This window comes from Ramlibacter aquaticus (assembly GCF_015159745.1).
In the GTDB taxonomy this organism is placed as follows: Bacteria; Pseudomonadota; Gammaproteobacteria; order Burkholderiales; family Burkholderiaceae_C; genus Ramlibacter; species Ramlibacter aquaticus.
In genome coordinates, this window is record NZ_JADDOJ010000058.1 from 1 (window position 1) to 25,586 (window position 25,586).

A 25,586-nucleotide genomic window follows, 5' to 3' on the forward strand; every position below is an offset into this window, starting at 1 on the left:
CTTCAAGCAGACCTGCGTCGCCTGCCACGGTGCGGGCGTGGCCGGCGCGCCCAAGCTGGGCGACAAGGCCGCCTGGGCGCCCCGCATCGCCCAGGGCATCCCCACCCTGGTGAGCCACGCCATCAACGGCAAGAACGCCATGCCGCCGCGCGGCGGCTCCAGCTACTCCGACGACGAGATCAAGGCCGTCGTGGAATACATGGTGAGCGCGGCGAAGTAAGCGCGCCTCTTGCAAGCCTCCCGAAGCCGGCCCCGTGCCGGCTTCGTTCTTTTCAGGCCGTGGAAAAAGGCGAGCAGCCCGTCGGGCGACTTCAGCCGCCTGCCGCGTGCCGGGCGGCGGGGCTCATGACATAGCCGAAACGCGCGGGCAGTTCGTCCGAACGCAGTTCCTGGGGCGCCGGCCAGCGGCCCGACTCGATGGCATCGGCCACGTGGCCCACGTCCAGGGTGTGCACCAGGCCCAGCCCCAGCTCGGTCGCCAGGTAGACCCGCCCGGCCTCGTCGGTGAAGAGCGAATGCAAAGTGGCCGCCGTGCCGGTGTGCGCCTGAATGCCGCCGTCCTGGGCGACGCGGAACACCCAGGGGGTCGCCTCCAGTTCCACGTACACCCGCTGCGGCCCGTTCTGGAAGAACCACTGGCCCGCGGCGTCGCGCTCGTAGTTGCGGTGGATGAACTCGATGAGCTTGTCGTGCCGCAGCTGCGAGCCGCGGCTGAGCGGGAAGGGACCGGCGGCCTGGGTGCGGTCGTCACGCATGAACCAGTGGCCACGCGCGTCCAGGCCCAGCCAGCCGTAGCAGTGCGGCACATTCGGCCACTTGGCGATGGCCTGTCGAACGATGTCGTCCATGGGCCGATTATGGGCGGCGGCGCTCAGCGCAGGAACGCGTCGTAACCGGTCCGCAGGATGAGCGCACCCACCACGAGGATGAACATGCCGCGCACGAAGCCGGCGCCGTGCCGCAGCGCGAGCCGCGTGCCCAGCAGGCTGCCCGCCACGTTCGCCACCGCCAGCGTGGCCGCGTACTGCCACCACACATGGCCCGTGGCCGCGAACAGCAGCAGGGCGGCCAGGTTGGTGGCCGTGTTCATCAGCTTGGCGCAAGCGGACGCGTGCAGGAAGTCATAGCCCAGCCAGCGCACGAAGAGGAAGATGAAGAAGCTGCCCGTGCCGGGCCCGAAGAAGCCGTCGTAGAAGCCCAGCACCACGCCCACGCAGGCCGCGGCCAGCATTTCCGCGCGGCCGCTGTAACGCGGCGCATGGTCCCGTCCCAGGTGTTTCCTGGCGAGGGTGTAGGCCAGCACGCCCAGCAGGACCAGGGGCAGGAGCTTGCGCAGGAAGCCCGGATCGACGGCCGTGACGGCCCAGGCGCCCGCCAGGCTGCCGGCAAAGCCCGCCGCGGCCGCGGGCGCCAGGGCCCGCCAGGGCAGGTCGACCCGCCGGCCGTACTGGCGCGCCGCGAAGGCCGTGCCCCAGATGGATGCACTCTTGTTGATGCCGAACAGCGTGGCCGGCGGCGTGCCCGGAAAGATGGCGAACAGCGAGGGCACGAGGATCAGCCCGCCGCCGCCCACGATCGCGTCCACGAAACCCGCGAACATCGACGCGAGCGACACCAGCAGCAGATCCAGCATAGGGCGGGGATTGTCCCACCCACGGATGAGTGGCGGGCAGCGTGCAGCCAAGAAAAAAGGCGCCTTGCGGCGCCCTTGGAGTCGGCATCCCATCGTGGGGGATGCCCTGCATGATCTTGTACTGTTCGGTTTGTCTTGTCTCCTCGGCCCCCGCTTTCGCGGGCGCCAGGGCGCCCGATGCGAGTGCACGCACTGTACCCGCAGGCACCACGTCCGTGCATCCGGGGATACCCGTGCCGCAGCCCTCAGGGCAGCGCCGCCACCGGGACCGGCCTGGCCTGGGCCTGCGCCCCGCGTGCATCCGCCAGGATCCACTCCGCGGCGCGCTCCGCCATCATCAGGGTCGGCGAGTTGGTGTTGCCACTGGTGATGGTGGGCATGGCGCCCGCGTCCACCACCCGCAGCCCGGCGATGCCGCGCACGCGCAGCCGCGCGTCCAGCACCGCCATGGGGTCCTCGTCGGTGCCCATCTTGGTGGTGCCCACCGGGTGGAAGATGGTGGTCGCGATATCGCCCGCCAGCCGCGTCAGTTCTTCGTCGGTCTGGAACTGCGGGCCCGGCTTCCATTCCTCGGGCTGGTACTTCGCCAGCGCCGGCTGGGCCGCGATCCGCCGCGTCACGCGCAGGGAGTCGGCCGCCACCTTGCGGTCCTCGGCGGTGCTGAGGTAGTTCGGCGCGATCAGCGGCGCATCGCCGAAGCGGGCGCTGCGGATGCGCACCGAGCCGCGGCTGGTCGGGTTCAGGTTGCACACGCTCGCGGTGAAGGCCGGGAACGAATGCAGGGGCTCACCGAAGGCGTCCAGCGAGAGCGGCTGCACGTGGTACTCGAGGTTGGGGAAGGGCTGGTCGGGCGAGCTGCGCGTGAAGGCGCCCAGCTGCGAGGGGGCCATGCTCATGGGGCCGCTGCGCTTGAGCGCGTACTCGAGCCCGATCTTCGCCTTGCCCCACAGGCTGTTCGCCAGGGTGTTGAGCGTGGTCACGCCCTGCACCTTCCACACGGCGCGGATCTGCAGGTGGTCCTGCAGGTTCTCGCCCACGCCGGGCAGCTCGTGCACCACATCGATGCCGTGCTCGCGCAGCAGCGGCGCCGGGCCGATGCCCGAGAGCTGCAGGATCTGCGGCGAACCGATGGCACCCGCCGACAGCAGCACCTCGCGGGCGGCGGTGACGGTGACCATCTCCTTGCCCGTCCAGACCTGCGCGCCGGTGCAGCGCTTGGTGCCGTCGGCGTCCCGCTCCACCTGCAGGCGCGTCACCTGCGAGCCGGTCCACATCTCGAAGTTGGGGCGGCCGTAGCAGGTCGGGCGCAGGAAGGCCTTGGCCGTGTTCCAGCGCCAGCCCGCCTTCTGGTTGACCTCGAAGTAGCCCACGCCCTCGTTGCTGCCGCGGTTGAAGTCGTCCGTGGCCGGGATGCCGGCCTGCACCGCCGCCTGGGCGAAGGCGTCCAGCACGTCCCAGCGCAGGCGCTGCTTCTCGACGCGCCACTCGCCGCCGGCACCGTGCAGCGCATCGCCGCCCTTGTGGTGGTCTTCGTGCTTCTTGAAGTAGGGCAGGCAGCGGTCCCAGGTCCAGCCCGCGTCGCCGGTCAGGCGCGCCCACTGGTCGTAGTCCCGCGCCTGGCCGCGCATGTAGATCATGCCGTTGATGCTGGAGCAGCCGCCCAGCGTCTTGCCGCGCGGGTAGCGCAGCTTGCGGCCGTTCAGTCCGGCGTCCGGCTCGGTCTGGTAGAGCCAGTCCGTGCGCGGGTTGCCGATGCAGTAGAGGTAGCCCACCGGGATGTGGATCCAGTGGTAGTCGTCGCGCCGGCCGGCCTCGATGAGCAGGACGCGCACCGAGGGGTCGGCGGACAAGCGGTTGGCGAGCAGGCACCCTGCGGTGCCCGCGCCGATGATGACGTAGTCGAAGTGTGTTTCGCTCAAGATCTGCGAAGCTTACTTGGCCGTGGGCATGACGAACTCGGCGCCCTTGGAAATGCTCTCGGGCCAGCGCTGCATGATGGACTTCTGCTTGGTGTAGAAGCGCACGCCCTCTTCGCCGTAGGCGTGCATGTCACCGAACAGGCTCTTCTTCCAGCCGCCGAAGCCGTGCCAGGCCATGGGCACCGGGATCGGCACGTTGATGCCGACCATGCCGACCTGGATGCGGCGGGAGAACTCGCGCGCCACGTTGCCGTCGCGGGTGAAGCAGGACACGCCATTGCCGAATTCGTGGGCGTTGATCAGGTCAACCGCTTCCTTCAGGTCCTTCACGCGCACGCAGGACAGCACGGGGCCGAAGATCTCTTCCTTGTAGATCTTCATGTCGGGGGTCACGTTGTCGAACAGCGTGCCGCCGATCCAGAAGCCGTTGTCGCAGCCGGGGCCCGCCTGCGCGCCCTTGAAGCCGCGGCCGTCGACGACCAGCTTGGCGCCCTCGGCCTCGCCCTGCGCCACGTAGCCGCTGATGCGCTGCAGCGCCACGCTGCTGACGATGGGACCCATCTCGGCGTCCAGCTCGGTGCCGTTCTTGACCTTGAGGGCACGGGTGCGCTCGGCCAGCTTCTCCATGATGCGGTCGCCCGCCTCGCCCACCAGCACCGCGACCGAGATCGCCATGCAGCGCTCGCCGGCCGAGCCGTAGGCCGCGCCGATCAGCGCGTCCACGGACTGGTCCATGTCGGCGTCGGGCATCACCACCATGTGGTTCTTGGCGCCGCCCAGGGCCTGCACGCGCTTGCCGTGGCGGGCGCCGGTTTCATAGATCTTCTGCGCGATCGGGGTCGAGCCGACGAACGAGACAGCGCAGATGTCCGGGTGGTCCAGGATCGCGTCGACGGCGTCCTTGTCGCCCTGCACCACGTTGAACACGCCGTCGGGCAGGCCGGCCTTCTTCAGCAGGTCGGCCATCATGAGGGACGGCGTCGGGTCCAGCGGGCTGGGCTTGAGCACGAAGGTGTTGCCGGCGGCGATGGCGACCGGGAACATCCACATCGGCACCATCACCGGGAAGTTGAAGGGCGTCACGCCCGCCACCACGCCCAGCGGTTGGCGCAGCGTCCAGTTGTCCATGCCGGTGGAGACCTGGTCGGTGAAGTCGCCCTTGAGCAGCTGGGGGATGCCGCAAGCGAACTCGACGATGTCGATGCCGCGGCTGACTTCGCCCTGCGCATCGGTGAAGACCTTGCCGTGCTCGGCCGTGATGGCGTGGGCCAGCGCGTCCTTGTTCTGGTTCAGCAGTTCCAGGAACTTGAACATGATGCGGGCGCGGCGGATGGGCGGCGTGTCGGCCCAGGCCGGGAAGGCGGCCTTCGCGTTGGCGACGGCGGCGTCCACCTCGGCCGTGCTGGCCAGCGCGACGCGGCCCGTGACCTGGCCGGTCGCCGGGTTGAACACGTCGGCGCGGCGGCCGCTCTGGCCGGGCACGACCTTGCCGCCCACCCAGTGCTCGATGGAGGCGATGGCGGCGGTGGCGGGGGACTTTTCGGGGGCGTTCATGGGCTGGGTTCCTTGAGGAGTTGCGGCAGTCTAGGCCGCCGCCCCACCTTTGGAAATAGCCGGATCCTGACTACATTGTTCGAAATCATGAACAATGCGAGCTCATGAGCGACAACAGCCCCGCCTTTGCCGACCTGCACCTGCTCACCGTGCTGGCGCAGACCCGCAGCTACACCCAGGCGGCGCGCCGGCTGGGCATCTCCAAGGCGTCGGCCAGCGCACGCATCGCCGAGCTGGAGCGGGCCACCGGCGTGCCCCTGGTGCGCCGGACCACGCGCTCGGTCGGCCTCACAGCCGCCGGCCAGCAGCTGGTGGACGAGACCGCGGCGGCCTTCGAGCGCATCAGCCAGAGCGTGGCCGGCATCCGCGACCTGGCGGGCGCGCCGCGCGGCCTGGTGCGCGTCTCGGTGCCGGTGGCGCTGGGCCGCCAGCACATCGCCCCCATGCTGCCGGCCTTCTGCGCCCAGTTCCCCGAGGTGCGGCTGGAGCTGGAGTTGTCGGACCGCCTCGTCAACCTGGCCCAGGAGGGCTTCGACCTCGCCATCCGCCATGCCGAGGCGCCGCCCGAGACCCACGTGGCCTGGACGCTGTGCGCCACCCGCTCGCTGCTGGTCGCCAGCCCGGCCTACCTGCGCGAGCGCGGCGAGCCGCGCCACCCGTCCGAGCTGGCCCAGCACGCCTGCCTGCAGTACCTGCGCGACGGCGGCGGCACCTGGACCTTCGAGCGCGAGGGCGGCCGCAACAAGCCCGAACGCGTGCAGGTGCCGGTGAGCGGCCCGCTGCGCGCCAACAACAGCGAGGTGCTGCGCGAAGCGGTGCTGGGCGGCATGGGCATCGGCCTGCTGCCGGACTTCAGCGCGGTCGCCCACCTGGGCCCGCGGCGGCTGGTGCCGGTGCTTGCCGGCTGGCGGCCGCTGGGCTTCTTCGGCGAACACCTCTACGCGATCCGGCCCTGGTCGGCCCAGGTGCCGCGCGCGGTGCAGTGCTTCGTGGACCACCTGCGGCAGCGCTTCGCGGCCGGCTTGCGCTGAAGGCGCGGGGTGCGCGTCCCCGCGCGCGCGGGCTCAGGACCTGCCGAGATCCCAATCGCGCGGCACGCGCACCGGCATCTCCAGCAGGACCTGGGCCATGCCCTTGCCGAGCGCGTCGTTGCGCAGCGAGGCCATGCCGCCGCCGTCCAGCGCCTCGCCGCACACGAAGTTGAAGGCGTGCAGGCCGGGCAGCTCGTGGCGGAGCACCTCGCCGCGCACCAGGTGCGACAGCCAGGCCCTGACCCGCTCGGGCGTCAGCTGGGCCCGCAGCAGGGGCAGCCAGTCCGGCCGCCGCGCCACGATGCCGATGTTGGAGGTGTCGCCCTTGTCGCCGCTGCGGCCCCAGGCCAGGCGCACCAGCGGCACTTCGACCGCGTCGTCCGGTGCCTCGGCCAGCGCTCCTTGCGGCTGCGGCGCGGGCGCCGGCACCTCGGCCTGCCCGGTCGGAATCGTCACCGGGTGCCGCTCCCCATCCAGCAGCACCAAGGGCGCGAGCGCCGACTTGTCGAGCAGGAAGGCGAACTGCCGGATCGAGGGCGACACCCGGGGCCGGCCATCGGCCCCGGTAGTGCCCGGCGACCAGGAGGTACCGGCCGGCGCGACTTCGCGTGCGAAAAGCTCCAGCGCCGCCTTGAGCGGGTGCGTCACCGCCACGCGCAGCACCGCCTCGCGCGTGGCTGCGCCCCGTGCGTTCGGACCGTAGTACGTGCGCTCCGATCCCAGGACTTCGACGAAGGCCCGGGTGTAGCCCGGCCAGCCTTGGGCGGCGAACAGCGCCTGCGTGCGCGCCAGAATGGCCTCGCCGGTGCGTTGCGCCTTGCGGGCCGCGTCCATGCCGATGAGGGTCAGCTGGGCATTGCAGCGGAAGCCGTCCAGGTAGGTGGCCGACACCTTGTACGCCGGCCCCGGCGGCATGCCGCGCGCGCCGCTCACGCGCACGCGGTCGGCGCCGTCCTGCACCAGCTGCACCTGGCTGAAGTCGCAGGTCACGTCCGGCAGCAGGTAGCGCCGCGGGTCGTGGATCTCGTAGAGGACCTGCTCGGCCACCACGGCGCAGTTCACCAGCCCGCCGGTGGCCGGCGGCTTGCTGAGCGTGAACCGGCCGTCGGCCTCGCAGTCGACCACCGGGTAGCCGATGCCGGCCCAGTCGGGCACGGCCTCCCAGTCGGTGTGCAGGCCGCCCGTCGCCTGGCAGCCGCACTCGATGATGTGGCCCGCCAGGCTGCCCTGGGCCAGCCGGTCCCAGTCGTCGTCGGCCCAGCCGAAGGCGTGCATGAGGGCGCCCAGCGTCACCGCGCTGTCCACGCAGCGGCCGGTGATCACCACCTGGGCGCCGGCGTCCAGCGCCGCCCGGATGGGCAGGGCGCCCAGGTAGGCGTTGGCCGTCAGCACCCTCTCGGGCAGGGGCGCGCCCGACTGCATCTCGCGCACGGCGCCCGCCGCGCGCAGGCCAGGCAGCAGGGGCAGGGCGTCGTCGCCCTCCACCACGGCGACCCGCAGGTCCAGCCCCTGCTGCTGCGCCAGCGCGCGCAGGGCCTGGGCGCAGGCCTGCGGGTTCACGCCGCCGGCATTGCTGATCACGCGTATGCCCCTCTGTACCACCTCGGGCAGGATGGCCTTCATGGTCACGGTGACGAAGTCAGTGGCGTAACCCAGCGCAGCGTCCTTGGCGCGGGCCGCGGCCAGGATGGACATGGTCAGCTCGGCCAGGTAGTCGAACACCAGGAAATCAACCTCGCCGTGCTGCACCAGCTGCGGCGCGCCCACGCTGCTGTCGCCCCAGAAGCCGGAGGCGCCGCCGATGCGCACGCTGCGCCGCATCTCAGCGCCCCGTCCAGCGCGGCGCGCGCTTCTCGCGGAAGGCGGCCTGGCCTTCCTGGGCGTCCTCGGTCAGCGCGAAGAGCGCGATCTGGCTCTCCGTGAAGGCGATCGAGGACTCGAAGGGCAGGGCCTCGATGGCCTTCATGGTGTAGAGGCCGCGGCGCAGGGCTGCCGGCGACTTGTCGAGGAGGTGGTCGAGCAGGGCCTGCAGCACCGCATCCACGTCGTCGCCGACCGCATTCACCAGGCCGAAGTCCAGCGCCTGCGCCGCGTCCAGCGTGGCGCCGGTGAGGCAGAGCTCGGCCAGCTTGCGCCTGGGGATGAGGTGCTGCAGCACGCTGAGCACCTGGGCCGGGAACACCCCCACCTTGACCTCGGGCAGGCCGAAGCTGGCGTGGGACGCGGCCACCGCCAGGTCGCACATGGACAGCAGCCCCATGCCGCCGGCCATGCAGGCCCCGTTGACCCGGGCCACCAGGGGCACGTGGCTGGCCCGCGCGACGCGCAGCAGGCGGGCCAGGTGGCCGATCGGCTCGGCGTAGTCGGTGGTGAAGGCCTGGGCGGACTGCAGGTCGGCGCCGGCGCAGAAGGCCTTGTCCCCGGCGCCCGTGACGACGATGGCGCGCAGGCTGCGGTCGTCCTGGGCGCCTGCGATGGCCTGCGCCATGCCGGCCAGCACGGCGTGGCTCATGGCGTTTCGCCGCGTCTCGCGCTGGATGACCAGCCACAGCACGTCGCCGCGCCGTTCGATGCCAAGCTCGGGGGTGTCGCTCAAGGCCGTCTCCTCGTCGTGTGTGGCAGCTTTATAACGCCGGGGCCTGCTCCTACAGGGTCACGCAAGGCTCAGCAGTTAGCATTTGGTCCATGCCCAACGCCATCCCCCGCCTGGAGCGGTCGGCCGACGCCGGCACGGCGGCAGTCCGCCTGCTGGGCGACTGGACGGCGCCCCAGCTGGCGGCGCAGCGGCGCCTGGCCCAGCTGGAGGCCGACTGGCCCGCCGACGGCGTGGCCTGGGACCTGCGGGACGCCGAGCAGTTCGACCACGTGGCCGCCCAGTGGCTGTGGGACCGCTGGGGCCAGCGCTGGCCCGAGCAGCTGGCGCTGATGCCTGCGCAGCGCGCCATCCTCGAGCGCGTGGCGCGCTTCACCGTCGCCCCGGCCCCGCGGCGCCGTGCCACGCTCCGCGCGCTGTATCTCTCGCTGGGCGGCGCGGTCCTGCGCGGGCTGGACCACCTGCTCGCCTTCCTGCGGCTGGTGGGCCAGCTCGCCTTCAACCTGCTGCGCCTGGTGCGCGCGCCGCACATGGGGCCCTGGCGCGATTTCACCGGCCACATCTACCGCATCGGTGCCATGGCGATGCCCATCACCGCCCTGGTCGGCTTCCTCATCGGCGTGGTGCTGGCCTACCTGACCGCGCAGCAGCTGCGCCAGTTCGGCGCCGACGCCTACATCGTCAACATCCTGGGCATCGCGCTGATCCGCGAACTGGGCCCCATGCTGGCCGCCATCCTCATCGCCGGCCGCTCGGGCTCGGCCATCACCGCGCAGATCGGGGTCATGCGCGTGACCGAGGAGCTGGATGCCATGCGCGTCATGGGCATCTCCCACAGCTTCCGGCTGGTGATGCCGCGGGCGATGGCGCTGGCCATTGCGATGCCGCTGATCAGCACCTGGACCACGCTGGCCTCGCTGGCCGGCGGCATGCTCGCGGCCGACCTGTCGCTGGACATCACGCCGCGCTTCTTCGTCACGCAGCTGCCGCAGGCCGTGGCCATCGGCAACCTGGGGCTGGCGTGCGCCAAGTCGGTGGTGTTCGGCGTGCTCATCGCGCTGGTGGGCTGCCACTTCGGCCTGCGCGTGCAGCCCAACACTCAGAGCCTGGGCGAGGGCACCACGGCCTCGGTGGTGAGCTCGATCACGGTGGTCATCCTGGTGGACGCCCTGTTCGCCGTGCTGTTCAAGAACGTGGGCTTCTGACCATGGAGCCGGTCGTCCGCCCCAACGCAGCGCACGGCCAGCCCATGGTCCGCATCCACGGGCTGTGGAGCGTGTTCGAGGGCGCCGAGCGCAAGACCGTGGTCCACCAGGACCTGGCGCTGGAGGTGGCCCAGGGCGAAGTGCTGTCCATCGTCGGCGGCTCGGGCACCGGCAAGACCGTGCTGCTGCGGCAGATCCTGGGCCTGGAGTCGCCGGCCCGGGGCGAGATCGAGGTGCTGGGCCGGCCCGTGGCCGAGCTGGGCCGGGCCGGCGCGGCCAGCTGCATCGGCATGCTGTTCCAGCATGGCGCGCTGTTCTCCGCCTTCAGCGTGCTGGAGAACATCGCCTTCCCCTTGCGTGAGCTCAAGGGGCTGCCGCCCGCGCTGGTGCGCGAGGCGGCCATGGTCAAGCTGCAGATGGTCGGCCTCGAGCCGGAGGACGGCGACAAGATGCCGGCCGACCTTTCGGGCGGCATGATCAAGCGCGCGGCACTGGCGCGCGCCCTGGTGCTGGACCCGCCGCTGCTGCTGCTGGACGAGCCCACGGCCGGCCTGGACCCGGAAAGCTCGGACGGCTTCGTGACCCTGCTGCGCACGCTGCACCGCGACATGGCCCTGACGGTGGTGATGGTCACGCACGACCTGGACACGCTGTTCGAGCTGTCGACCCGCATCGCCGTGCTGGCCGACCGGCGGGTGATCGTGGCGGCGACGCCGCGCGAGGTGATCGCCTTCCAGCATCCCTTCATCCACGATTTCTTCCTCGGTGAGCGCGGCCAGCGGGCGATGGAGCTGTTGCGCGAGTACCCCTTCGCCGTGTAGAAAGGACAGGCCCTATGGAAAACAAAGCGCATGCCCTGGCGGCCGGCATCTTCGTGGCGGTGGTCGCGGCACTGCTGGTGGGCCTGGCCTCCTGGCTGAGCCGCGACACCGGGCAGCGCGACACCTACGAGATTTCCACCCGCGAGACGCTGACCGGCCTGCAGGCCCAGGCGCCGGTGCGCTTCCGCGGCGTGGACGTGGGCAAGGTGGCCGCGATCGGCTTCGATACCCAGGCCCTGGGCAACGTGCTCATCCGGCTCGAGGTCGACCATGACGCGCCCATCACGCGCGACACCTTCGCCACCCTGGGCTTCCAGGGCGTGACCGGGCTGTCCTTCGTGCAGCTGGACGACCACGGCAAGCCCGCGCCCCGCCTGGTCGCGCAGGACGGTCAGCCGCCGCGCATTCCGCTGGAGCCCGGCCTGCTGAACAAGCTGGCGACGCGGGGCGAGGCCATCCTGGACCAGGTCGACCAGATCACCGCCAAGCTCAACACGATGCTGGGCGACGCCAACCAGAAGCGCTTTTCGAGCACGCTGGACAGCCTGGGCCAGGCCGCGGCGGATGCCAGCCACCTGGCGCAGCGCCTCGACAACACCGTGGCCCACCGCCTGGACCCGGCCCTGGCCCAGGCGACGGACACCCTGCGTTCGGCGCAGAAGACTTCCGACGCCATCGGCGCCACGGCCCAGCGCCTGAACCAGAAGGACGGACCGGTGGACCGGCTGGCTGAAGGCACGGCCTCGCTGTCCCATGCCACCGACGCCTTCAGCACCTCCACCCTGCCGCGCATCAACCGCGTCACCGAGGAGGCGACCCGCGCCGTGCGCCAGCTCGGCCGCACCGCCACGGCGGTGGGCGACAACCCGCAATCGCTGATTTTCGGCAACGGGAAGATCGAGCCGGGGCCGGGCGAGCCCGGCTTCGCGGCGCCGCAGGGAGCCCGATGATGAAACCGCATGCCGTCCTGGCCGCCCTGGCCCTCGTCCTCGTCGCCGGCTGCGCCACGCCCGACAAGCCGGTGCGTCCCTCGCTGTACGACTTCGGCCCCGGCGCGGCGGCGCCCCAGGCCGCGGTGGGCCAGGCCGCCCCGGTGTTGCTGGCCGACATCGACGTGCCCGGCTCGCTCGAAGGAGCCGCGCTGCTGTACCGGCTCGGCTATGCGGACGACCACCAGCTGCACCCCTACGCCCTGGCGCGCTGGAGCGCGCCGCCGGGCCAACTGGTGCGCCACCGGCTGCGCGAGGTCCTGGGCCGCGACCGGCCGGTGCTGGACCCGTCCGAGGGCGCGGCCGTGGCCCGGGTGCGCGGCAGCGCGCCGCGCGTGCTGCGCCTGGACCTGGAGGAGTTCAGCCAGGTCTTCGACAGCCCGTCCGCCAGCGTGGGGCTGATGCGCCTGCGCGCGACCCTGCTGGACAACACGGCCGCTGGCGAGCGCCTGCTCGCCCAGCGCAGCTTCGTCGTGCGCCAGCCCGCTCCCAGTGCCGATGCGTCCGGCGGCGTGCGGGCGCTGGCCGCGGCCACCGACCAGGCCGCCGAAGACCTGCGCCAGTGGCTGGCGCAGCAGCCCTGAGCCATGCAGAAACTGCGGCAGCAACTCGAGGCGCGCGGCCTGGTCATCGTGGGGGCCTGCGAGCGGCTCTCGGCCCGCGAGTCGCTGATGCAGGTCTCGCCCCTGCTGCGCGACTTCACGCCCCCCGAAGCCGACCTGCTCGGCGCGGCCATGCTGCGCATACGCGCCGAGCCCGGCCAGCAGCTGATCGCCGAGGGGGAGGCCAGCGACTGGATGATGGTGCTGCTGCAGGGCACGGTGGACATCGGCAAGCGCCAGGCGGGCACGCCCTTCGATGCCGACTTCGACCGCGCCAGCACGCGCCTGGCCGTGATCCGCGAGGGCGCCGTGGTCGGCGAGATGTCCATGCTCGACGGCGAGCCGCGCTATGCGAGCTGCTGGGCCCTGTCGCAGGTGGAGGCGGCGGTGCTGGGCCGGGACGCGGTGGGCCGGCTGATCGCCGAGCACCCGGCGGTGGGCGCCAAGCTGCTGGTCAAGCTGACGCAGCTGCTCGCCCAGCGCCTTCGCAACACCAGCAGCAAGCTGGTGAAGGCCCTTCAGCCGCCGCCGGATGCAGCCGCGTCCGGCCCTAGTGGCCCAGGCCCGGGAACAGCTTGAGCAGGCCCACGGCCATCACTTCCACCGCCAGCGCCGCGAGGATCAGCCCCATCAGCCGCGTCATCACGTTGATGCCGGTGCGGCCCAGCACGCGCGCGATCGGCTGGGCCAGCGACAGGCACAGGGCGCTCGCGCAGCCGATCACCACGCCGTAGCCCACCAGCACGGCGAGCTGCAGCGCCGTGTGGGCCCGCTCGGCGTAGATCACCACGGTGGACATGGTCGCGGGACCGGTGAGCAGCGGGATGGTGAGCGGCACCACGGCGATGCTGTCGCCCATGGCGGCCTTCTGCGCGCCTTCCTCCAGGTCACGCGTCTGCGGCTTGGCCTCGGCCGGCTGGGCGTTGAGCATGTTGAGCGCGCTGGTGAGCAGCAGCAGGCCGCCGCCGACCTGGAAGCTCGCGAGCGAAATGCCGAAGAATTCGAGCACGTCCAGGCCGAGCAGGGCGCTGGCCGCGATGACCAGGAAGGCGGTGAAGGAAGAGATCACCACCGTGCGGCGCCGCTGCGCCGCGTCGAAGCCCTGGGTGAAGTGGATGAAGAACGGGACGATGGCCAGTGGATTCACCACCGCCAGCAGCGTGACGAGCGGCTTGAACTCGACCACCGCCTCAGCGCCCGCCGGTGACGTCCACCAGCGTCCCCGTCACGTAGCTGGACTCCGGGCCCAGCAACCAGACCACGGCCTCGGCGACCTCCTCGGCCGAGCCGCCGCGCCCCATGGGCACCTGGTGCTGCAACTGCTTCACCCGGTCCGGGATGCCGCCCGAGGCGTGGATGTCGGTGTCTATCAGCCCGGGGCGTATGGCGTTGACGCGTATCCCCTCGGCCGCAACCTCCTTGGCCAGGCCCTGGGTGAAGGTGTCGATGGCGCCCTTGCTGGCCGCGTAGTCCACGTACTGGCCGGGTGCGCCCAGCCGGGCCGCCGCGCTGGAGAGGTTGACGATCGCGCCCCCCGCGCCGCCATGGCGCGTGCTCATGCGCAGTACCGCCTCGCGGGCACAGACGAAGGAGCCGATCACGTTGATCTCGAACATGCGGCGCAGCCGGGCGACGCTCATCTCGTCGACGCGGGCGGCACGGTCGACCACGCCCGCGTTGTTGACCAGGCCCGCCACCGGGCCGAGCTGCGCGTCCACGGCGCGGTACATGGCCAGCACCTCATCCTCGTGCTCGACCCGGGCGCGCACCGCCATGGCGCGCACGCCCAGTTCGCGCGCTTGCGCGGCCACGCGCTCGGCACTGGCCTGGTCGGCCGCGTAGTTGACCGCCACGTCCCAGCCGCGCCGCGCCGCCAGCAGCGCCACGGCGGCGCCTATGCCCCGGCTGCCGCCCGTCACTAACAGAACCTGTCCCACGTCGTCCTCCGGCCTGCGAATTGCCCCCCATTAGATCAAACAACGCGGCTTGACCGCTCGCCCCGGGGCGCAGCAAGCTACGCTCTCGGGCTCTCATCCCGACAACCATCCAAGGAGTACATCGCATGGGCCAGTTCATCGAACTCAAAGCCAAGGACGGCGCCACCATCCCCGCCTACGTGGCCGAACCCGCCGGAACGCCCAAGGGCGCCGTGGTGGTGGTGCAGGAGATCTTCGGCGTGAACTCGCACATCCGCTCGGTGGCCGATGGCTACGCCGCGCAGGGCTACCTGGCGGTGGCGCCGGCGACCTTCCAGCGCGTCAAGCCGGGCGTCGAGCTGGGCTACACGGAAGACGACATGAAGGCCGGCTTCGGCCTGAAGACCGCGGTGGAAGAGCTGCCCGCCCCCGGCGTCATGCAGGACCTGCAGGCTGCCGTCGACTACGCGAAGAAGGCCGGCAAGGTCGGCATCGTCGGTTACTGCTGGGGTGGCCTGCTGACCTGGCGCGCCGCCGAGCAGATCGAGGGGCTGTCGGCCGCCGTGCCCTACTACGGCGGCGGCATGACCGGCCCCGAGGAAGCGGCGCGCAAGCCGCGCGTGCCGGTGATGGCGCACTTCGGTGACCAGGACCACTGGATCCCCCTGGACACCGTGAAGGCCTTCGAAGGCGCGCAACCGGCCGTCGAGGTGCACGTGTACGCCGCCAACCACGGCTTCAACTGCGACCAGCGCGGCTCCTACAACGCCGGCGCGGCCACGACCGCCCGCGAGCGCACGCTGGATTTCTTCCGCAAGCACCTGGGCTGATCGCCCGCGGGCTGGAACAATGGGGGTCGGCTTTCCACCACCCCCATGATCCAGCTCCACCACTACCCCAGCACCGCGGCCATGGCGCCGCACATCCTGCTCGAGGAAATCGGCTGCGATTTCGAGCTCGTGCACGTGGACCGCGACGCGGACGCGCACAAGCGGCCGGACTACCTGCAGCTGAACCCGAACGGGCTCATTCCCGTGCTGCGCGAGGGCGACCTGGTGCTCTACGAGACCGCCGCCATCCTGCTGCACCTGTGCGACACCCACCCCGAGGCGCGGCTCGCGCCGGCGCTGGGCTCGCCCGCGCGGGCCGAGTTCTACAAGTGGCTGATGTGGCTGACGAACACGCTGCAGGCCAGCCTGATCGTCTACTTCTACCCCGAGCGCTGGGTGGACGCCGGCAACACGCGCGGCGCCGCGGAGGTCAAGCGCCACGCCGAGCACCGCATCGACGGACTGCTGGCGCAGATGGATTTCGAACTCGGGCGCCACGGTGGCCCCTGGTTCATGGGCGCGAGCTACACGGCGCTCGATGCCTTCGCCTTCACGCTCTGCCGCTGGACGCGCAATTTCCAGAACGTACCGCCGGCGCGCGAGCGCGAGAACCTGGGCCCCTACCTGCAACGCATGCTGGACCGGGCCGCCGTGCGCCAGGTGATCGCCACCGAAGGGCTGCAGCCGCCCTTCGTCTGAGCGTTCAGCGGCCGGTGCGCGCCAGGTAGCGCTTGCGCCAGAACACGGCGACCAGGCTGATGGACACCAGGGCCATCAGGCCCAGCATCACCCACATCGCCAGGGCCGAGTGGATCAGCGGCAGGAACTCGAAGTTCATGCCGAAGAAGCCGGTGATGAAGTTCAGCGGCAGGAACACCGCGGTCAGCGCGGTGAGCACGCGCATGATCTCGTTGGCCCGGTGGCCAACGGCCGAGAAGTGGATCTGCACCGCGGTCTCGGCGCCCTGTTCCATGCGCCGCACGTGCTGCGTCACGCGCTGGATGTGCTCCACCACGTCGCGACTCCGGGCCAGCAGGCCGTCCCGCTCGGCCTGGGGCACGCCGTTGGGCGGCTGCTCGCGCTGCGCGTCCAGCCACTCCTGCATCGCGTCGTGCTGGCCTTCGCACAGGTCTTCCAGGGTGTGCAGGGCGGTCCGCGCCGACATGAAGGCGCGCCAGTCGGCCGTGCGGTTGCCGGGTGCCAGCAGGTCCAGCTGCCAGGCGTCCAGCTCGGTGGAGAGGTCCTTGCGCAGCTCCAGGTAGCTGTCGACCATCATGTTGAGCATGCGCAGCATGAGGTCCGAGGGGCTGGCGGGCAGCCGGGTGCGCGCGCCGGCGCCCAGGCCCTCGGACTGCAGCGCGTCGGACAGGAAGCGCTGCACGAAGGTCTGGGCCGCCTGGCAGCCCGCCGGGTGCACAGAGATCAGAAGGCGGTCGAACACCACGAAGCCGACCGCGCGCGAGCGGATGCGCTGGAACGCGGCCAGCGGCCCGCCCGGCAGGGGATGGCCCTGCGTGGTCTCGGCCCGCGTCTCCTGCTCGGTCGCGAGGCGCCGGAAGATGACCAGGTCGTAGACCGAGGTGTAGTCGTAGCGGGAGGGGTGCTGCGCGTTGGCGAGGTCCTGCAGGTGCAGGTCCAGCACCGGCGAGCCGCCCAGGTGCTGCGCCGCCCGCTGCAGGAGGGGCGCGAGCTCGGCCAGCGACTCGCGCTCCAGGTAGATCCACACGAACCCGTCCGCGGGCACCGACTCGGGCACCTGTTCCGCGAAGCGCAGGGTGCCGGCGCCGAACAGGGCGATCTGCATGTCAGCGGCGCAGGGCCTTGGCCGCGTCGATGGCGAAGTAGGTGAGGATGCCGTTGGCGCCCGCGCGCTTGAAGGCGAGCAGGCTTTCCATCATCACGAGGTCGTGGTCCAGCCAGCCGTTCTGCGCCGCGGCCTTGAGCATCGCGTACTCGCCGCTGACCTGGTAGACGAAGGTCGGCATGCGGAACTCGTCCTTCACGCGGCGCACGATGTCCAGGTAGGGCATGCCGGGCTTGACCATGACCATGTCGGCGCCTTCGGCGATGTCCATGGCCACCTCGCGCAGGGCTTCGTCGGTGTTGCCCGGGTCCATCTGGTATACCTTCTTGTTGCTCTTGCCGAGGTTGCCGGCCGAGCCGACGGCGTCCCGGAAGGGGCCGTAGAAGGCGCTCGCGTACTTGGCGCTGTAGGCCATGATGCGGGTGTGGATGTGGCCGCGCGCTTCCAGGGCCTGGCGGATCGCGCCGATGCGCCCGTCCATCATGTCGCTGGGGGCGACGATGTCCACGCCGGCGGCGGCCTGCGTAAGGGCCTGGCGCACCAGCACCTCGACGGTTTCATCGTTCAGGATGTAACCAGTTTCATCCAGCAGGCCGTCCTGGCCGTGGCTGGTGAAGGGGTCCAGGGCGACGTCGGTCATCACGCCCAGCTCGGGAAAGCGGGCCTTGAGTTCGCGCACCGCGCGCGGCACCAGGCCACCCTCGTTCCAGGCTTCCTGGCCATCGGGGGTCTTGAGCGACACGTCGATCACGGGGAACAGGGCCATCACCGGAATGCCCAGCGCCACGCACTGCTCGGCCACGCCCAGCAGCAGGTCGACGCTGACACGCTCCACGCCCGGCATCGAGGCCACGGGCTCGCGCCGGTTCTTGCCGTCGAGCACGAAGACCGGGTAGATCAGGTCGTGCGGCGTGAGCACATGCTCGCGAACGAGGTTGCGCGTGAAGTCGTCCCGGCGCAGTCGGCGCGGGCGTCCGTGGGGGTAGGGTGCGTGCAGGGCCATGGGGTCAAATTGTGCTTCAAGGACCCCCGGCGCGCCCGGGGGGTGTACGTCCATCCATAAGCATTGTGCTTAAGGTTCGCGCCTTGAAAGCGCAGGGGGTGCCTGTTAAATTACGGATGGGCGGTTTGCCGCTCCCCGCTTTTCCTCCCTGAGCGGGTGCCTTAATGTGTGACAGCAACAAGGCTTCCAACCCCGGACCGATGTCCGGGGTTTTTTTTGGTGCCTGCACGTCAGGATGCGCTGGCCGCCCCGCGCCCTACACTCGGCCCCATGCTCTGGGTCAAGTCACTGCACATCGTCTTCGTGGCCAGCTGGTTCGCCGGCCTGTTCTACCTGCCGCGCATCTTCGTCAACCTGGCGATGGTGGAGCCGCAGTCGCAGGCCGAGCGCGCCCGGCTGCTGCTCATGGGGCGCAAGCTGCTGCGCTTCACCAACCTGCTGGCGGTGCCCGCGGTCGGCTTCGGCCTGTGGCTGTGGCTGGGTTACGGCATCGGCCGCGGACCCGGCAACGGCTGGATGCACGCCAAGCTCGCCGGCGTGCTGCTGGTGCTGGCCTATCACCACGTGTGCGCACGCATGATGCGCCGCTTCGAGGCCGGTGCGCCCGGGCGCAGCCACGTCTGGTACCGCTGGTTCAACGAAATCCCGGTGCTGCTGCTGCTGGCCATCGTCATCCTGGTGGTGGTCAAGCCTTTCTGAGGCACGCCAGCGCATGCGCAAGACCGCGGCATGGCCCCTGTCCCAGGCCTGGGTGGCGCTGGTGGTCTATGCCAGCCTCTACCCCTTCAGCGGCTGGCGCGACCAGGGTGTCGCACCCTGGGCCTACCTCACCGCGCCGCTGCCGCACTGGTGGACGGGCTTCGACGTCGCGGCCAACCTGGCCGGCTACGCCCCGCTCGGGTTCCTGCTCGCGCTGAGCTTCCTGCGCCGCAGCCGCGCCGATGCCGCACGGCCAGGGCACGCGATCCTGGTCGCGGCGGCGGCCTCTGCCCTGCTGTCGCTGCTCATGGAGGCCCTGCAAAGCTACCTGCCCGAGCGCGTGCCTTCCAACGTCGACTTCGCCCTCAACACACTGGGCGCCACGCTGGGGGCCCTGCTGGCCGGCGCCCTCGAACGGGCGGGCGCGATCGCCCGCTGGAGCCGCTTTCGCGTGCGCTGGTTCGTCGAGGATGCCCGCGGCGCGCTGGTGCTGCTGGCCCTGTGGCCCTTTGCGCTGCTCTTCCCCGAGCCGGTCGCCTTCGGCCTGGGCCAGGTCTACGAGCGCATCGAGGGCGCGCTGGCCGACTGGCTGGCCGACACGCCCTTCCTCGAGTGGCTGCCGGTGCGCGACGTGGAACTGCAGCCCATGGTGCCGGCCGTGGAGCTGCTGTGCGTGGCCCTGGGCGTGCTGGTGCCCTGCCTGATCCTGGGATCCGTGCTGCGCGTGCGCACGCGCCGGCTTGTCGCGGCGCTGGTCACCATCGCCTGCGGCGTGGCCGTCACGGCGCTTTCGGCGGCGTTGAGCTGGGGGCCGGCGCATGCCTGGGCCTGGCTCAGCCTGCCGGTGCAGCTGGGGCTGGGCCTGGGCGTGGTGCTATCCTGCGCCGGTGCGCTGCTGCCGGCGCGGGCTGCGGCCGCCGTGGCCCTGCCGGCCCTGGTGCTCCACCTGTCCCTGTTGAACCAGGCGCCGGCCAGCGCGTACTTCACGCACACGCTGCGGGCCTGGGAGCAGGGGCGCTTCATTTCCTTCTACGGCCTGGCGCAATGGCTGGGCTGGGCCTGGCCATTCATCGCCCTGGCGTACCTGCTGGTGCGGGTCTCGCGGCCGGAGGCGGCGCCTAGAATCCGGGCATGAGCGACACCCAGCCCGCCAAGTCGTATTACGAGCGGCACATCTTCTTCTGCCTCAACCAGCGCAGCAACGGCGAGAACTGCTGCGCGGACCACAACGCGCAGGCCGGCTTTGACCGCTGCAAGGCGCGCGTCAAGGAACTGGGCCTGGCCGGCCCGGGGAAGGTCCGCGTCAACAAGGCCGGCTGCCTGGACCGCTGCGCGGCCGGTCCCGTGGCCGTGGTCTACCCCGAGGCCGTCTGGTACACCTATGTGGACCCGCAGGACATCGACGAGATCGTCGAGTCGCACCTGAAGGACGGCAAGGTGGTCGAGCGCCTGCTCACACCGCCCCACCTGGGGCGCTGACCGGCCCATGAACCTGCACACGCAGCGGCTGCGCATCGAGGGGGCGGCCGGCGCCATCGAGGTGCTGCAGGACGCCCCGGGCGAGGGCGGGCCGGTGGGCACGACGCTGATCTGCCATCCCCATCCGCTGTTCGGCGGCACCATGGACAACAAGGTGGTGCAGACCCTGGCCCGCGCCTTCGTGCAGGCCGGCTGGCGGGCCCTGCGCTTCAACTTCCGCGGCGTCGGGGCCTCCGCGGGCACGCACGACGGCGGGGCGGGGGAGACGGACGATGCGCTGGAGGTCCTGCGCCAGCTCGCCCCGGACGGCCCCATCGCCCTCGCGGGCTTTTCCTTCGGCAGCTTCGTCGCGGCGTCGGCAGCCGTGCGGCTGTGGGAGGCGCGGCCGGCGGACCGGCTGGTGCTGGTCGGCACCGCGGCCTCGCGCTTCCAGGTGCCCGTGCTGCCGCCGCAGGTCCACGACCGCACCCTGGTCATCCATGGCGAGCAGGACGACACGGTGCCGCTCGCGGCCGTGCTGGACTGGGCGCGGCCGCAGTCGCTGCCGGTAACCGTGATTCCCGGCGTGGAGCATTTCTTTCACGGACAATTGCCGCTCCTGAAGAGCCTGGTGCTGCGGCACCTCCGTTCCTGACCTTCCCGTCCCCGATGAGAACTTTCCTCCAGGCGCTGGCTGCGCCTGTCCTTGCGCTGTGCAGCCTCGTCGCTTCGGCCCAGGTGCCGCAGCCGCCCGAGATCGCGGCCCGCAACTTCCTGCTGGTGGACGTCAGTGCCAACCAGGTGCTGGCCGGCCGCGACGCGGACGCGCCGGTGGACCCCGCCGCGCTGACCAAGCTGATGTCGGCCTACCTGGTGTTCGACGCGCTGCGCAGCGGCAAGCTGACCCTGCAGCAGCGCCTGGCGGTGAGCGCCCGCGCGGCCCAGGCGCCGGGCACCCGCATGTTCATCGACGCCGGGGCCCAGGTCCCCGTGGAGGACCTGGTCAAGGGCATGGTGGTGCAGTCGGGCAACGACGCGACGCTGGCGCTGGCCGAGGCCGTGGGCGGCACGGTCGAGCATTTCGTCGAGCTGATGAACGCGCAGGGCCGGGCCATGGGCCTGCGCGCGAGCACCTTCAAGAACCCGCTGGGCCTGCCCGAACCCGGCCACCTGACCACCGCGCGCGACCTGGCCACCGTGGCCACGCGGCTGCTGCAGGACTTTCCGCAGTACACGCCGTACTACGCGATCCGCAAGTACCGCTACCAGGGCACGCCCACCGCCAACGACACCAACCGCAACACGCTGCTCTTCCGCGACCCCACGGTGGATGGCCTGAAGACGGCGCACTCGGACGCCGCAGGCTTCTGCGTGGTGGCCACCGCGCGCCGCGACTTCCCCAACATGGGCGGGCGCCGGCTGCTGGCCGTGGTGCTGGGGGCGGCCAGCGAGACCGCGCGGGCGAGCGAGGCGCAGAAGCTGCTGAACTGGGGCTACACCGCCTGGGAAGGCGTGAAGCTCTTCGATGCCAACCAGGCCGTGGTGACGCCGCCCGTCTGGAAGGGCGCCGAGCGCACGGCGCGCCTGGGCAGCCTGCAGCCTGTGGTCGTCGCCGTGCCCGCCGGCACCGCCGGCCGCCTGCGGTCCCAGGTGGCGCGGCCGGACCCGCTCATCGCTCCCCTGGCCAAGGGCCAGGCGGTGGGGGTGCTCAAGGTCAGCGCGGCGGACCAGCCCCTGCTGGACGTGCCCCTGGTGGCCCTGGACACGGTGGAGCAGGCCGGCCTGCTGCGGCGGGCCTGGGACGCGGTTCGCCTGTGGATAAAGTAAGCGCACGCTTCGCCACGGCGCTTGTATTGATGAGCCTGCGCGGGAGCGAAGCAGGGTCCCCTGTGGCGCCCCCGCGCCGCATGGCGTGACAGCCACGACCCGGCGGGCTATACTTGAGGGCTTTCCCGCAATTTGGGGCGGGGGAGCTTTTTCACGCGAGCATCACGAGCTCGATCACGCTTTAGGGACATCAATGCCAACCATCAATCAACTCGTGCGTCACGGGCGGGAGGTCGAAAAGACCAAATCCAAGAGCCCGGCGATGCAGAACAGCCCCCAGCGCCGCGGTGTGTGCACCCGTGTGTACACCACGACGCCCAAGAAGCCGAACTCCGCGCTGCGGAAGGTCGCCAAGGTCCGCCTGACCAACGGCTTCGAAGTCATCTCCTACATCGGCGGTGAAGGCCACAACCTGCAGGAACACTCCGTGGTGCTCGTGCGCGGCGGCCGTGTGAAGGACCTGCCTGGCGTGCGCTACCACATCGTGCGTGGCTCGCTCGACCTGCAGGGCGTCAAGGACCGCAAGCAGTCCCGCTCGAAGTACGGCGCGAAGCGCCCGAAGAAGGCCTAAGAAGTTTGTCGTTTGTCGGTGCTTCAATCGCTCGGCAGGCGAGAGAAGCGTAGTGACCCACTGTCGGGTCGAGTAAGCGGGTCGCCGGATGGCGCCCTGGGTCCCTAAGAGGGCCAGCTGAAGCAAATTGGAAGGAAATAGAAATGCCGCGTCGTCGCGAAGTCCCCAAGCGTGAAATCCTGCCGGATCCCAAGTACGGCAATGTCGAGCTCGCCAAGTTCATGAACGTGATCATGCAAGGCGGCAAGAAGGCGGTTGCCGAGCGCATCGTCTACGGTGCGCTCGAGCAGATCGAGAAGAAGAACCCGGGCAAGGACCCGCTGGAAGCCTTCACCATCGCCATCAACAACGTGAAGCCGATGGTCGAAGTGAAGTCCCGCCGTGTCGGTGGTGCGAACTACCAGGTCCCGGTGGAAGTGCGCCCGGTGCGCCGTCTGGCGCTGTCGATGCGCTGGCTGAAGGAAGCCGCCAAGAAGCGCGGCGAGAAGTCCATGGCGATGCGCCTGGCGAACGAACTCATGGAAGCCACGGAAGGCCGTGGCGGTGCCATGAAGAAGCGTGACGAAGTTCACCGCATGGCCGAGGCCAACAAGGCCTTCAGCCACTTCCGCTTCTAAGAAACACCGTCCTCATCTCCAGGAGCGGGCCCGCCACGAGCGGGCCGTTCCGCTTTAACGAAAGAGCATCATGGCCCGCAAAACGCCCATCGAGCGCTACCGCAACATCGGTATTTCCGCTCACATCGACGCCGGCAAGACGACGACGACCGAGCGCATCCTGTTCTACACGGGTGTGAACCACAAGATCGGCGAGGTGCACGACGGCGCCGCCACCATGGACTGGATGGAGCAGGAGCAGGAGCGTGGCATCACGATCACCTCCGCGGCCACCACCTGCTTCTGGAAGGGCATGGACCTGTCCTTCCCCGAGCACCGCATCAACATCATCGACACCCCCGGCCACGTGGACTTCACCATCGAGGTGGAGCGTTCCATGCGCGTGCTGGACGGCGCCTGCATGGTGTACTGCGCCGTGGGCGGCGTGCAGCCCCAGTCGGAAACCGTCTGGCGCCAGGCCAACAAGTACAAGGTGCCCCGCCTCGCGTTCGTCAACAAGATGGACCGCACCGGTGCGAACTTCTACAAGGTCTATGACCAGATGAAGACCCGCCTGAAGGCCAACCCCGTGCCCATCGTGATCCCGATCGGCGCCGAGGACAACTTCAAGGGCGTGGTCGACCTGCGCAAGATGAAGGCCATCATCTGGGACGAAGCGTCCCAGGGCATGAAGTTCACCTTCGAGGACATCCCGGCCGAGCTGGAAGGTCCCGCCAAGGAATGGCGCGAGAAGATGGTGGAGGCCGCGGCCGAAGCCAGCGAAGAGCTGATGAACAAGTACCTCGAGGAAGGCACCCTGACCGAGGACGAGATCACGCAGGGCCTGCGCACCCGCACCATCGCCGGCGAGATCCAGCCGATGCTGTGCGGCACCGCGTTCAAGAACAAGGGTGTTCAGCGCATGCTGGACGCCGTGATCGAACTCATGCCTTCGCCCATCGACATCCCCCCGGTCACCGGCGTGGACGAGCAGGAGAAGGAAACCAGCCGCAAGGCCGACGACAACGAGAAGTTCTCGGCCCTGGCGTTCAAGCTGATGACGGACCCGTTCGTCGGCCAGCTCACCTTCGTGCGCGTCTACTCGGGCGTGCTGACCAAGGGCGACAGCGTCTTCAACCCGATCCGCGGCAAGAAGGAGCGCATCGGCCGTATCGTGCAGATGCACGCCAACAACCGCATGGAAGTGGACGAGATCCGCGCCGGCGACATCGCCGCCTGCGTGGGCCTGAAGGAAGTCACCACCGGTGAGACCCTGTGCGACCCGTCGTCCGTCGTGACGCTGGAGCGCATGGTGTTCCCCGAGCCCGTGATCGCCCAGGCCGTGGAGCCCAAGACCAAGGCCGACCAGGAAAAGATGGGCATTGCCCTGAACCGCCTGGCGCAGGAAGACCCGTCGTTCCGCGTGCGCACCGACGAGGAATCCGGCCAGACCATCATCGCCGGCATGGGCGAGCTGCACCTGGAAATCATCGTCGACCGCATGAAGCGTGAGTTCGGCGTGGAAGCCAACGTCGGCAAGCCGCAGGTCGCGTACCGCGAAACCATCCGCAAGACGGTGGAAGAGGCGGAAGGCAAGTTCGTGCGCCAGTCCGGCGGCAAGGGCCAGTACGGCCACGTGGTGCTCAAGCTCGAGCCGAACGAGCCGGGCAAGGGCATCGAGTTCGTCGACGCGATCAAGGGCGGCGTGGTGCCGCGCGAGTTCATCCCGGCGGTGGAAAAGGGCATCACCGAGGCGGTGACCCAGGGCGTGCTGGCCGGCTACCCGGTCGTGGACGTCAAGGTCACGCTGCACTTCGGCTCGTACCACGACGTGGACTCGAACGAACTGGCCTTCAAGATGGCTGCCATCTTCGGCTTCAAGGAAGGCGCCAAGAAGGCCGGCCCGGTCATCCTTGAGCCGATGATGTCGGTCGAAGTGGAGACCCCGGAAGACTACGCCGGCAACGTGATGGGCGACCTGTCGTCCCGCCGTGGCATGGTGCAGGGCATGGACGACATGGTCGGCGGCGGCAAGGTCATCAAGGCCGAAGTCCCGCTGTCCGAGATGTTCGGCTACTCCACCACGCTGCGCTCGATGTCGCAAGGCCGCGCCACGTACACGATGGAGTTCAAGCACTACGCTGAAGCGCCGCGCAACGTGGCCGAGACCATCGTCGCTTCGAGAACCAAGTAACCCCCCGAAGCGGCCTTTGGCCGCCTCCCCCAAGGGGGCGTCACCAGCGGCCCGGCAAAGCCGGTTCCGCGGTGACCCTGAACTGGGGCCGGGGAGTTTGCGGAGATTGATCTGTCTTTGGCGCCCAGTATTGGGTTGGCCCGCTGCCCGTGGCGAGGCCTCTGCCGGAGACGTTAAACAGTCACGGGCATTGCTCTTTATCTTTGGAGATTTGAAATGGCAAAAGGCAAGTTTGAGCGGACCAAGCCGCACGTGAACGTGGGCACGATCGGCCACGTGGACCATGGCAAGACGACGCTGACGGCGGCCATCACCACGATCCTGGCGTCCAAGTTCGGTGG

The 25,586-nt window shown here is 70.1% G+C and carries 28 protein-coding genes; 18 read left to right on the forward strand and 10 right to left on the reverse strand.

Going from position 1 to position 25,586, the window contains the following annotated elements; translation table 11 throughout:
- A partial coding sequence (locus IM725_RS13750; protein ID WP_193781180.1) for a c-type cytochrome occupies window positions 1-220 on the forward strand: 220 nt, incomplete at its 5' end.
- A gap of 91 nt (window positions 221-311) precedes the next feature.
- Here IM725_RS13750 and IM725_RS13755 read toward each other — a convergent pair.
- From IM725_RS13755 to IM725_RS13770, 4 genes are all read right to left on the reverse strand, one after another.
- Entirely contained in the window at window positions 312-848 is a 537-nt protein-coding gene (locus IM725_RS13755; protein ID WP_193781182.1) for a DUF2946 family protein, read from the reverse strand.
- A 23-nt stretch (window positions 849-871) separates the two neighbouring features.
- A complete protein-coding gene (locus tag IM725_RS13760; protein ID WP_407692526.1) occupies window positions 872-1,633 on the reverse strand; it encodes a sulfite exporter TauE/SafE family protein in 762 nt (253 codons plus the stop codon).
- Between the two features lie 245 nt (window positions 1,634-1,878).
- Window positions 1,879-3,552 (reverse strand): GMC family oxidoreductase, encoded by a 1,674-nt coding sequence (locus tag IM725_RS13765; protein ID WP_193781183.1) that lies wholly within the window; start codon window positions 3,550-3,552, stop codon window positions 1,879-1,881.
- 12 nt (window positions 3,553-3,564) lie between these two features.
- Window positions 3,565-5,106, reverse strand: coding sequence for a CoA-acylating methylmalonate-semialdehyde dehydrogenase (locus IM725_RS13770; protein WP_193781185.1), 1,542 nt, complete (start codon window positions 5,104-5,106; stop codon window positions 3,565-3,567).
- Between the two features lie 104 nt (window positions 5,107-5,210).
- Here IM725_RS13770 and IM725_RS13775 point away from each other — a divergent pair, with 104 nt between their 5' ends.
- On the forward strand, window positions 5,211-6,137 hold the full coding sequence (locus IM725_RS13775; protein WP_193781187.1) for a LysR family transcriptional regulator: 927 nt from the start codon (window positions 5,211-5,213) through the stop codon (window positions 6,135-6,137).
- 33 nt (window positions 6,138-6,170) lie between these two features.
- On the opposite strand, the gene IM725_RS13780 is transcribed toward IM725_RS13775, so the two are convergent.
- Both IM725_RS13780 and IM725_RS13785 read right to left on the reverse strand, forming a co-directional pair.
- Window positions 6,171-7,958: an acyclic terpene utilization AtuA family protein gene (locus tag IM725_RS13780; RefSeq protein ID WP_193781189.1), complete on the reverse strand. Its 1,788-nt coding sequence runs from the start codon at window positions 7,956-7,958 to the stop codon at window positions 6,171-6,173.
- A 1-nt stretch (window position 7,959) separates the two neighbouring features.
- Window positions 7,960-8,733 carry an enoyl-CoA hydratase-related protein gene (locus tag IM725_RS13785; protein WP_193781190.1) on the reverse strand — a complete coding sequence of 258 codons (774 nt, stop codon included), beginning with the start codon at window positions 8,731-8,733 and terminating at the stop codon, window positions 7,960-7,962.
- An 89-nt stretch (window positions 8,734-8,822) separates the two neighbouring features.
- On the opposite strand from IM725_RS13785, the gene IM725_RS13790 reads away from it, so the two are divergent.
- The 5 genes from IM725_RS13790 to IM725_RS13810 are packed head-to-tail and all read left to right on the forward strand — an operon-like array spanning window position 8,823 to window position 12,926.
- Complete coding sequence (locus IM725_RS13790; protein WP_193781191.1) at window positions 8,823-9,935, forward strand: MlaE family ABC transporter permease; 1,113 nt, start codon at window positions 8,823-8,825, stop codon at window positions 9,933-9,935.
- A gap of 2 nt (window positions 9,936-9,937) precedes the next feature.
- Window positions 9,938-10,756 (forward strand): ABC transporter ATP-binding protein, encoded by an 819-nt coding sequence (locus tag IM725_RS13795; protein WP_193781193.1) that lies wholly within the window; start codon window positions 9,938-9,940, stop codon window positions 10,754-10,756.
- A gap of 14 nt (window positions 10,757-10,770) precedes the next feature.
- Window positions 10,771-11,706: an MlaD family protein gene (locus IM725_RS13800; protein ID WP_193781194.1), complete on the forward strand. Its 936-nt coding sequence runs from the start codon at window positions 10,771-10,773 to the stop codon at window positions 11,704-11,706.
- Window positions 11,706-12,329, forward strand: coding sequence for an ABC-type transport auxiliary lipoprotein family protein (locus IM725_RS13805; protein WP_193781196.1), 624 nt, complete (start codon window positions 11,706-11,708; stop codon window positions 12,327-12,329). Before IM725_RS13800 ends, IM725_RS13805 begins: the two co-directional genes overlap by 1 nt.
- Window positions 12,330-12,332: 3 nt before the next feature.
- The gene (locus tag IM725_RS13810) at window positions 12,333-12,926 is read left to right on the forward strand and encodes a Crp/Fnr family transcriptional regulator (protein ID WP_193781198.1); all 594 of its coding nucleotides are present in this window, start codon (window positions 12,333-12,335) and stop codon (window positions 12,924-12,926) included.
- Here the strand turns inward: IM725_RS13810 and IM725_RS13815 are convergent.
- Both IM725_RS13815 and IM725_RS13820 read right to left on the reverse strand, forming a co-directional pair.
- Complete coding sequence (locus IM725_RS13815) at window positions 12,898-13,533, reverse strand: MarC family protein (RefSeq protein ID WP_193781199.1); 636 nt, start codon at window positions 13,531-13,533, stop codon at window positions 12,898-12,900. The two genes, IM725_RS13810 and IM725_RS13815, sit on opposite strands and share 29 nt — an antisense overlap.
- Before the next feature lie 4 nt (window positions 13,534-13,537).
- The gene (locus IM725_RS13820; RefSeq protein WP_193781201.1) at window positions 13,538-14,284 is read right to left on the reverse strand and encodes an SDR family oxidoreductase; all 747 of its coding nucleotides are present in this window, start codon (window positions 14,282-14,284) and stop codon (window positions 13,538-13,540) included.
- A gap of 125 nt (window positions 14,285-14,409) precedes the next feature.
- Here IM725_RS13820 and IM725_RS13825 point away from each other — a divergent pair, with 125 nt between their 5' ends.
- Window positions 14,410-15,093, forward strand: coding sequence for a dienelactone hydrolase family protein (locus IM725_RS13825; RefSeq protein WP_193781203.1), 684 nt, complete (start codon window positions 14,410-14,412; stop codon window positions 15,091-15,093).
- 45 nt (window positions 15,094-15,138) lie between these two features.
- Entirely contained in the window at window positions 15,139-15,792 is a 654-nt protein-coding gene (locus IM725_RS13830; RefSeq protein ID WP_193781204.1) for a glutathione S-transferase family protein, read from the forward strand.
- Between the two features lie 4 nt (window positions 15,793-15,796).
- Here the strand turns inward: IM725_RS13830 and IM725_RS13835 are convergent, their stop codons facing one another.
- Together IM725_RS13835 and hemB are read right to left on the reverse strand one after the other, a co-directional pair.
- Window positions 15,797-16,897 (reverse strand): magnesium transporter CorA family protein, encoded by a 1,101-nt coding sequence (locus IM725_RS13835; RefSeq protein WP_193781205.1) that lies wholly within the window; start codon window positions 16,895-16,897, stop codon window positions 15,797-15,799.
- A gap of 1 nt (window position 16,898) precedes the next feature.
- Window positions 16,899-17,900 carry a porphobilinogen synthase gene (gene hemB / locus IM725_RS13840; protein ID WP_193781207.1) on the reverse strand — a complete coding sequence of 334 codons (1,002 nt, stop codon included), beginning with the start codon at window positions 17,898-17,900 and terminating at the stop codon, window positions 16,899-16,901.
- Between the two features lie 270 nt (window positions 17,901-18,170).
- Between hemB and IM725_RS13845 the strand changes: the two genes are divergently transcribed.
- From IM725_RS13845 to IM725_RS13885, 9 genes are all read left to right on the forward strand, one after another.
- Window positions 18,171-18,599, forward strand: a complete 429-nt coding sequence (locus IM725_RS13845) for a CopD family protein (RefSeq protein ID WP_193781208.1) — start codon at window positions 18,171-18,173, stop codon at window positions 18,597-18,599.
- A gap of 13 nt (window positions 18,600-18,612) precedes the next feature.
- A complete protein-coding gene (locus tag IM725_RS13850) occupies window positions 18,613-19,734 on the forward strand; it encodes a VanZ family protein (protein ID WP_227753810.1) in 1,122 nt (373 codons plus the stop codon).
- Window positions 19,731-20,078, forward strand: coding sequence for a (2Fe-2S) ferredoxin domain-containing protein (locus tag IM725_RS13855; protein ID WP_193781212.1), 348 nt, complete (start codon window positions 19,731-19,733; stop codon window positions 20,076-20,078). The genes IM725_RS13850 and IM725_RS13855 overlap by 4 nt, the downstream gene beginning before the upstream one ends.
- A gap of 7 nt (window positions 20,079-20,085) precedes the next feature.
- Window positions 20,086-20,712 (forward strand): alpha/beta hydrolase, encoded by a 627-nt coding sequence (locus tag IM725_RS13860; protein WP_193781213.1) that lies wholly within the window; start codon window positions 20,086-20,088, stop codon window positions 20,710-20,712.
- A 14-nt stretch (window positions 20,713-20,726) separates the two neighbouring features.
- Window positions 20,727-21,884, forward strand: a complete 1,158-nt coding sequence (locus tag IM725_RS13865) for a D-alanyl-D-alanine carboxypeptidase family protein (RefSeq protein ID WP_193781214.1) — start codon at window positions 20,727-20,729, stop codon at window positions 21,882-21,884.
- A 193-nt stretch (window positions 21,885-22,077) separates the two neighbouring features.
- On the forward strand, window positions 22,078-22,455 hold the full coding sequence (rpsL, locus tag IM725_RS13870) for a 30S ribosomal protein S12 (RefSeq protein WP_145895503.1): 378 nt from the start codon (window positions 22,078-22,080) through the stop codon (window positions 22,453-22,455).
- 143 nt (window positions 22,456-22,598) lie between these two features.
- Window positions 22,599-23,072, forward strand: coding sequence for a 30S ribosomal protein S7 (gene rpsG, locus IM725_RS13875; protein WP_193781215.1), 474 nt, complete (start codon window positions 22,599-22,601; stop codon window positions 23,070-23,072).
- A gap of 70 nt (window positions 23,073-23,142) precedes the next feature.
- Window positions 23,143-25,245, forward strand: a complete 2,103-nt coding sequence (gene fusA, locus IM725_RS13880; protein WP_193781216.1) for an elongation factor G — start codon at window positions 23,143-23,145, stop codon at window positions 25,243-25,245.
- A 216-nt stretch (window positions 25,246-25,461) separates the two neighbouring features.
- Window positions 25,462-25,586 (forward strand): GTP-binding protein (locus tag IM725_RS13885; RefSeq protein ID WP_227753662.1); only part of this gene is annotated, 125 nt, incomplete at its 3' end.

Coding starts and splice junctions, on each gene's coding strand:
- IM725_RS13800 (WP_193781194.1), top strand. CDS start 10,771: ATGGAAAACAAAGCGCATGCCCTGGCGGCCGGCATCTTCGTGGCGGTG.
- IM725_RS13850 (WP_227753810.1), top strand. CDS start 18,613: ATGCGCAAGACCGCGGCATGGCCCCTGTCCCAGGCCTGGGTGGCGCTG.
- IM725_RS13860 (WP_193781213.1), top strand. CDS start 20,086: ATGAACCTGCACACGCAGCGGCTGCGCATCGAGGGGGCGGCCGGCGCC.
- IM725_RS13845 (WP_193781208.1), top strand. CDS start 18,171: ATGCTCTGGGTCAAGTCACTGCACATCGTCTTCGTGGCCAGCTGGTTC.
- IM725_RS13790 (WP_193781191.1), top strand. CDS start 8,823: ATGCCCAACGCCATCCCCCGCCTGGAGCGGTCGGCCGACGCCGGCACG.
- hemB (WP_193781207.1), bottom strand. CDS start 17,900: ATGGCCCTGCACGCACCCTACCCCCACGGACGCCCGCGCCGACTGCGC.
- IM725_RS13795 (WP_193781193.1), top strand. CDS start 9,938: ATGGAGCCGGTCGTCCGCCCCAACGCAGCGCACGGCCAGCCCATGGTC.
- IM725_RS13780 (WP_193781189.1), bottom strand. CDS start 7,958: ATGCGGCGCAGCGTGCGCATCGGCGGCGCCTCCGGCTTCTGGGGCGAC.
- IM725_RS13810 (WP_193781198.1), top strand. CDS start 12,333: ATGCAGAAACTGCGGCAGCAACTCGAGGCGCGCGGCCTGGTCATCGTG.
- rpsG (WP_193781215.1), top strand. CDS start 22,599: ATGCCGCGTCGTCGCGAAGTCCCCAAGCGTGAAATCCTGCCGGATCCC.
- rpsL (WP_145895503.1), top strand. CDS start 22,078: ATGCCAACCATCAATCAACTCGTGCGTCACGGGCGGGAGGTCGAAAAG.
- IM725_RS13805 (WP_193781196.1), top strand. CDS start 11,706: ATGAAACCGCATGCCGTCCTGGCCGCCCTGGCCCTCGTCCTCGTCGCC.
- IM725_RS13835 (WP_193781205.1), bottom strand. CDS start 16,897: ATGCAGATCGCCCTGTTCGGCGCCGGCACCCTGCGCTTCGCGGAACAG.
- IM725_RS13855 (WP_193781212.1), top strand. CDS start 19,731: ATGAGCGACACCCAGCCCGCCAAGTCGTATTACGAGCGGCACATCTTC.
- IM725_RS13755 (WP_193781182.1), bottom strand. CDS start 848: ATGGACGACATCGTTCGACAGGCCATCGCCAAGTGGCCGAATGTGCCG.
- IM725_RS13865 (WP_193781214.1), top strand. CDS start 20,727: ATGAGAACTTTCCTCCAGGCGCTGGCTGCGCCTGTCCTTGCGCTGTGC.
- IM725_RS13830 (WP_193781204.1), top strand. CDS start 15,139: ATGATCCAGCTCCACCACTACCCCAGCACCGCGGCCATGGCGCCGCAC.
- IM725_RS13825 (WP_193781203.1), top strand. CDS start 14,410: ATGGGCCAGTTCATCGAACTCAAAGCCAAGGACGGCGCCACCATCCCC.
- IM725_RS13775 (WP_193781187.1), top strand. CDS start 5,211: ATGAGCGACAACAGCCCCGCCTTTGCCGACCTGCACCTGCTCACCGTG.
- IM725_RS13770 (WP_193781185.1), bottom strand. CDS start 5,106: ATGAACGCCCCCGAAAAGTCCCCCGCCACCGCCGCCATCGCCTCCATC.
- fusA (WP_193781216.1), top strand. CDS start 23,143: ATGGCCCGCAAAACGCCCATCGAGCGCTACCGCAACATCGGTATTTCC.
- IM725_RS13760 (WP_407692526.1), bottom strand. CDS start 1,633: ATGCTGGATCTGCTGCTGGTGTCGCTCGCGTCGATGTTCGCGGGTTTC.